Genomic DNA, 5,806 nt, shown 5'->3' with positions numbered 1-5,806 from the left:
ATGCCGCGTGCAAGCCGCTCGGGATTGGTCACGAACAGATCATCTCCGACAAGCTGAACCTTGTCACCAAGCTCGCGGTTCAGTGCAATCCAACCGTCCCAGTCGTCCTCGTCCATGCCATCTTCAATCGACAGTATCGGGTAATCCTTCACCAAAGCTGCAAGGTAGGCCACGTTCTCGTCCGAGCCTAGCGACTTCCCTTCGCCAGAAAGCTCGTAGCGCCCGTCCTTGAAATACTCGGTCGCCGCACAATCTAGCGCCAGCATGATATCTTCACCCGGGGTGTATCCGGCCTTTTCAACCGCACGCAAAATGAAATCCAACGCATCGCGGGTGGACGAAAGGTTCGGTGCAAAGCCACCTTCATCACCGATCCCGGTCGACAGACCTGCCGCAGACAGCTCTTTCTTCAGCGTGTGGAAAATCTCTGAGCCCATGCGTACCGCATCACGGATATTTTCCGCGCTGACCGGCATTATCATGAATTCCTGAATGTCGATCGGATTGTCCGCATGCTCACCGCCGTTGATGATGTTCATCATCGGCACGGGCAAGACGCGCGCAGCCGTTCCGCCCACATAGCGATACAGCGGCTGCATCGAAAAATCTGCCGCTGCCTTCGCAGCCGCAAGTGACACACCCAAAATCGCGTTCGCGCCCAATCTGGCTTTGTTGTCAGTCCCGTCAAGTTCGATCATCGCCGCGTCGATGGCTTGTTGCTCGGTCGCATCGAAGCCTACCAGCGCGTCAGCGATCTCGCCGTTCACGGCCGCAACCGCGTCTAGAACGCCTTTACCCATATAGCGCGCCTTATCGCCGTCACGCTTTTCGACCGCTTCATGTTTGCCGGTCGATGCGCCCGATGGCACGGCTGCGCGGCCCATCGTTCCGTCTTCAAGATAGAGGTCGACCTCAACCGTCGGATTGCCGCGGCTGTCGAGGATTTCTCGGGCGTGGATGTCGATGATCGTGCTCATGGTGTCCCTCGGATTAAGTGTGATCTCGCTGCTCTATAACAGCCCTTTGGCGGTCGGGGAAAGTGAGTTCTGTGATCGCTAACATACGCAAGTCTGCGTGCGCGTCAGGTGGCCTGTGTGGCCCGTGCAATCTGACGCTCGCGCAGAAAGGCATAGATACCCGACCCAACAATCAGCGCGATCCCCGCCCAGGTCAACGCATCTGGTTGCTCTCCAAGAAGGAGGATGGCAATCACCAATGCAAACACCATACGCGTGTAGCGAAATGGCGCAATCGCAGACACTTCACCGATACGAAGCGCGCCGTTAATGAAGAAAAACGCCATCGCGACGAAGACAGAAATGCCCGCCAACCAGCCGACATTACCGGCGTCAATGGGTTGCCATGCGCCGGTGAATGGCGTGATCGCAACCCCAAGCAATGACAGAAGGATCAATGCCCAAGCCGATACAAAAGGCGTCGACACGTCTTTGGGAAGCATGCGCGTTCCAAGGTCACGGGCCGTCAAACCGATAATTCCTAGCAGTGTCCACAAGATGTTTGGATCAAATGTAGTCGCGCCGGGTCGGATGATCAGGATGACCCCGATAAATCCCACACCCACGGCCGCCCATCGCCGTGCACCGACACGTTCGCCAAGGAAAAATACCGCGGCCAGCGTCATGGCAAGGGGCTGCGCCTGAAGCATCGCCGAAGCTGTTGTAAGCGGGATCAGCGTCAACGCCATTACATAGCCGAGCGAGCCAAAGACCTCGCCGGTAGTGCGGATCATAACCGCCTTGTTGAACAGCATTTTTGTAAAAAGTGCGTCGCGATTCCTCAGCATGACGACGAAGAAAATCGCAAAGCTTGCCAGAGAAGTGACCGCAAATAATTGCCCCGTAGGGAACGTTCCTGACGCCCGGTTGATGAAGGCATCGCTGGATGCGAACGCCGCCATCGCAGCCGTCATCAAGACGATTGCGCGTGTATTGGCCATTTGGTCTCCGAAGGGGGGCGCACGTCCCTGTTTAGCAGGCTAAAATGCCTTAGGAAACGTTTCATTCGACGTGGACGAGGGACCTGCGCCCTGCTATCCCTAGTGGCATGCATTCGTCGGACCCCAACATAAGCCAGCCACGCCTGCAAATTCGCCAGCTTGACGAAGGCGCGATCAATCGGATTGCGGCAGGTGAAGTCGTTGAGCGCCCGGCGTCCGCTGTTAAGGAACTGGTGGAAAACGCAATCGATGCTGGCGCAAAACGCATCGACATCACCGTGGCTGAAGGCGGCAAGCGGCTTATCCGTGTCGAAGACGACGGCTGCGGTATTTCGCGGGCTGATTTGCCGCTCGCATTGTCGCGTCACGCCACCTCGAAAATTGACGGCACAGACTTGTTGAACATCCACACATTCGGATTTCGTGGCGAGGCTTTGCCTTCACTTGGCGCTGTCGGACGTTTGCGCATCACCTCGCGGATCGAAGGTCACGACGCCTTTGAAATCGAAGTGTCAGGCGGCGCGATGTCGACCGTGCGCCCCACTGCCGGTCGCCTAGGGACCATCGTGGAATTGCGCGATCTTTTCTACGCCACACCCGCGCGCCTTAAATTCATGCGGACCGATCGCGCCGAAATGCTGGCCGTCATAGACGTGGTCAAACGCCTTGCGATGGCCGAACCCTATCTGCGGATCACATTGACCGAGGCAACCGACGCCGCCCGGACCCTGTTCATCGCCGATGCTGAAACCGGCTCTCCGGTCGAAGCCCTGTCGCGCCGCCTGCGTACTGTGCTGGGGCGCGACTTTGCCGAGAATGCCTTGGCCATCGATGCCGAGCGTGAAGGTCTCCACATGACCGGATTTGCCGCCTTGCCGACGTATTCGCGTGGCTCGGCTGTGCAGCAATACCTGTTCGTGAACGGCAGACCCGTCCGGGATAGAATGCTGATCGGAGCGCTTCGCGGCGCCTATATGGATTTCCTCAGTCGCGACCGGCACCCCGCAGCTGTCTTGTTCATCGACTGCGACCCGCAACTCGTTGATGTGAATGTGCATCCGGCGAAATCCGAAGTACGCTTCCGCGATCCCGGAGTGGCGCGCGGATTGATCGTCTCGGGGCTGCGACACGCCTTGGCCGAAGCGGGCCACCGCGCCTCAACGACCGTCGCGGGCGAGACCCTCGGCGCGTTCCAAACGCCCGCTGAAGGCCCACGTATTTACCAAATGGATCGTCGACCGGCGACTGGGTATTCATCGTACGCTCAGGCGGGATTTGCCGAAGCAGATCAGGTGTTTGAGGCACCATCAGCGCGCACAGACGACGTCGAAAACGCCCCCCATTCGGAAGACTTGCCACTTGGCGCGGCGCGCGCGCAGGTGCATGCAAACTATATCATTGCACAAACCGCAGATGGCATGGTGATCGTCGACCAACACGCCGCGCACGAGCGTCTTGTCTACGAGAAACTGAAGCGCCAGATGGCGGAAAACGGTGTGGCAGCGCAGGCGCTTCTTGTACCAGAAATCGTCGAATTGGGCGCCGAGGCCTCGCGTCTTCTTGATCTTACCGATGATCTTGCGACCATGGGGCTGGGCATCGAACCGTTTGGGCCGGGTGTCATCGCGGTGCGCGAGACGCCTGCGATCCTTGGAACCGTCAATGCCGAAGCACTGGTCAAAGATATTCTCGATGAAATTCAGGATGTTGGCGACAGTACGGCCCTTAAATCACGTCTTGACGCAATCCTGAGCCGCGTGGCCTGTCACGGTTCAATTCGCTCGGGCCGCCAGATGCGCGGCGAAGAAATGAATGCGCTGTTGCGCGAAATGGAAGCAACCCCGCATTCGGGCCAATGCAATCACGGCCGCCCGACTTACGTCGAACTGAAGCTTGCAGACATCGAACGCCTGTTTGGCCGTCGATGATCCGGATTGGCGACACCGAGTACGCGTTCAGCGACCCAGTTCTTTTGTTGTCACTTGCCGGCGTGTTCGTTGTGGTTCTGGTGCTCGTGTTGTTGATCATGACTGTGCGGCGCGCCGGACAATCTGCGTCAATGATGTCACCGCTCGCCCACAATATCGACGCGCTTGGCCAACGTGTTCAAAGCCTTTCGGACGGCCAGCATCAGCTCTCGGGTGGCCTTACCCATGTAAGTGAAGCACAGGCCGCCAGCCAGGCAAACATGCTCAAACTGATGGAGCAGCGACTGGCCGAAGTCGGCACCAAGATGAACGAGAGTTTGCAAGGCTCTGCGACCCGCACCGCCCGGTCGCTCGGTGAGTTGCAAGAGCGGCTCAAGACGATTGACAAAGCACAAGCCAATATCGAGAAACTGTCCGGAGACGTCATTAGTCTGCAGGATATCTTGTCCAACAAACAGACCCGCGGCGCGTTCGGCGAAATTCAGTTAAATGACATTGTTTCCAAGGCATTACCGCCCGACGCTTACACGCTTCAGGCCACTCTATCCAACGGCAAACGTGCGGATTGCCTGATCCATTTGCCAAACCCGCCGGGACCGATTGTCATCGATTCTAAGTTCCCGCTGGAGGCCTACGAAGCCCTCAGAAACGCGACCAACGACCGCGAAACCGCTGAGGCCGCGCGCGGCATGCGAACATCGGTTCGCGCCCATATCAGGGCGATCTCCGAGCGCTATATTGTCGATGGAGAAACGGCCGATGGGGCTTTGATGTTCCTGCCGTCCGAGGCTGTCTACGCCGAACTTCATGCCAACTTTCCCGAGGTCGTTAGAGACGGATTCAACGCCCGCGTCTGGATCGTGTCTCCGACAACTTGCATGGCCACTTTGAACACGATGCGGGCTATTTTGAAAGACGCGCGCATGCGCGAACAGGCGGGCGCCATCCGCAAAGCGCTACGGATGTTGCACCGGGATGTCGAATTGGTCGTCGAGCGGGTACAAAAGCTTGATACACATTTCAATCAGGCGCGCGCAGATCTTGACGGGATTGGGACTGCGGCCGAACGCGCAGGCAAGCGCGCCTCCAAACTTGATAATTTTGACTTCGAAGAATTGGCCCCCGATACACCAGCAGCGGTCAAACCAGCGGAAGTCGTGCGTTTAGCGCGCGACGACTGATTTCTGCGGCGCGGATCGGCAGGGATTTTCTGGATACTTCGCTGCCATATTTTTCCCCCAATCCCTTGTTAGCCACGTCTTGTCGCGTTCTTTGCGACATTTCGATTGACGAGGGCTGCGTTGAAATATGCAAAATATATCAATTGCTTGATGTGCGTAGGGCTTGCGGGCTGTGGCGTGAGCTATCCGTCGCGGCCGATCGATTCTGCGTACCTGAACGGCGCAAATGGCTTGGAATATGCCGAAGCAGGTCTGGCATTGTCGGATATCGAAGAGCAGACAATCAGCGTGACCGTCGCACGGTTTCTGCGTGATTCGGAAGGCAATGATACCGTTGTTGTCATCAGCGACGAAGTTGCGACCTTGCCTGTTGGCTTCACTGCCTATGAAGCGCGCGATATGGTTATAACGCTTGATGGTGAGACGTTAACCTTTGTTGACGGCCAGGCAACGCTTGAAAGTGGGCAAACCGTTTGGGGATACCTGAACTATGCGCTTGCCCATTCGGCGACGGGAGGACTTTACACCTACGGGAAGTATGCCTCGCCCTCTGAAGGTGAAGCAATTGATACCGAGGGATTCTTTGCCATCGGTTTTCAAACAAATCCAGACGATATTCTCGTTTTGTCCGGAGACCCGACCTATCGGGGGTCGTATTTCGGCTACGGTCAATTGCTGGATGCGGATGGAGGTCTTTTGAATGACGAACTGGAAACAATTGGCGCGATCACCATCGAGGT

5 protein-coding genes are annotated in these 5,806 nt (G+C 57.3%); 3 read left to right on the top strand and 2 right to left on the bottom strand.

The features are described 5' to 3' along the window. Together eno and AC221Y_RS19395 are read right to left on the bottom strand one after the other, a co-directional pair. Nucleotides 1–977: phosphopyruvate hydratase (gene eno, locus AC221Y_RS19400; protein WP_486708082.1), on the bottom strand; the 977-nt coding region annotated here is incomplete at its 3' end. 104 nt (nucleotides 978–1,081) lie between these two features. Continuing rightward, on the bottom strand, nucleotides 1,082–1,957 hold the full coding sequence (locus AC221Y_RS19395) for a DMT family transporter (RefSeq protein WP_299755459.1): 876 nt from the start codon (nucleotides 1,955–1,957) through the stop codon (nucleotides 1,082–1,084). 107 nt (nucleotides 1,958–2,064) lie between these two features. Between AC221Y_RS19395 and mutL the strand changes: the two genes are divergently transcribed. The 3 genes from mutL to AC221Y_RS19380 form a co-directional block, all read left to right on the top strand. Next, nucleotides 2,065–3,885, top strand: coding sequence for a DNA mismatch repair endonuclease MutL (mutL, locus tag AC221Y_RS19390; RefSeq protein ID WP_486708081.1), 1,821 nt, complete (start codon nucleotides 2,065–2,067; stop codon nucleotides 3,883–3,885). Continuing rightward, entirely contained in the window at nucleotides 3,882–5,066 is a 1,185-nt protein-coding gene (locus AC221Y_RS19385; protein ID WP_299755464.1) for a DNA recombination protein RmuC, read from the top strand. The genes mutL and AC221Y_RS19385 overlap by 4 nt, the downstream gene beginning before the upstream one ends. A gap of 120 nt (nucleotides 5,067–5,186) precedes the next feature. Beyond that, on the top strand, nucleotides 5,187–5,806 hold a 620-nt coding region (locus AC221Y_RS19380; RefSeq protein WP_486708080.1), incomplete at its 3' end, for a hypothetical protein.

This window comes from Boseongicola sp. (assembly GCF_057460485.1).
Note: the sequence above shows the minus strand (reverse complement) of the source record. Positions and strands in the feature narration are given on the sequence as shown.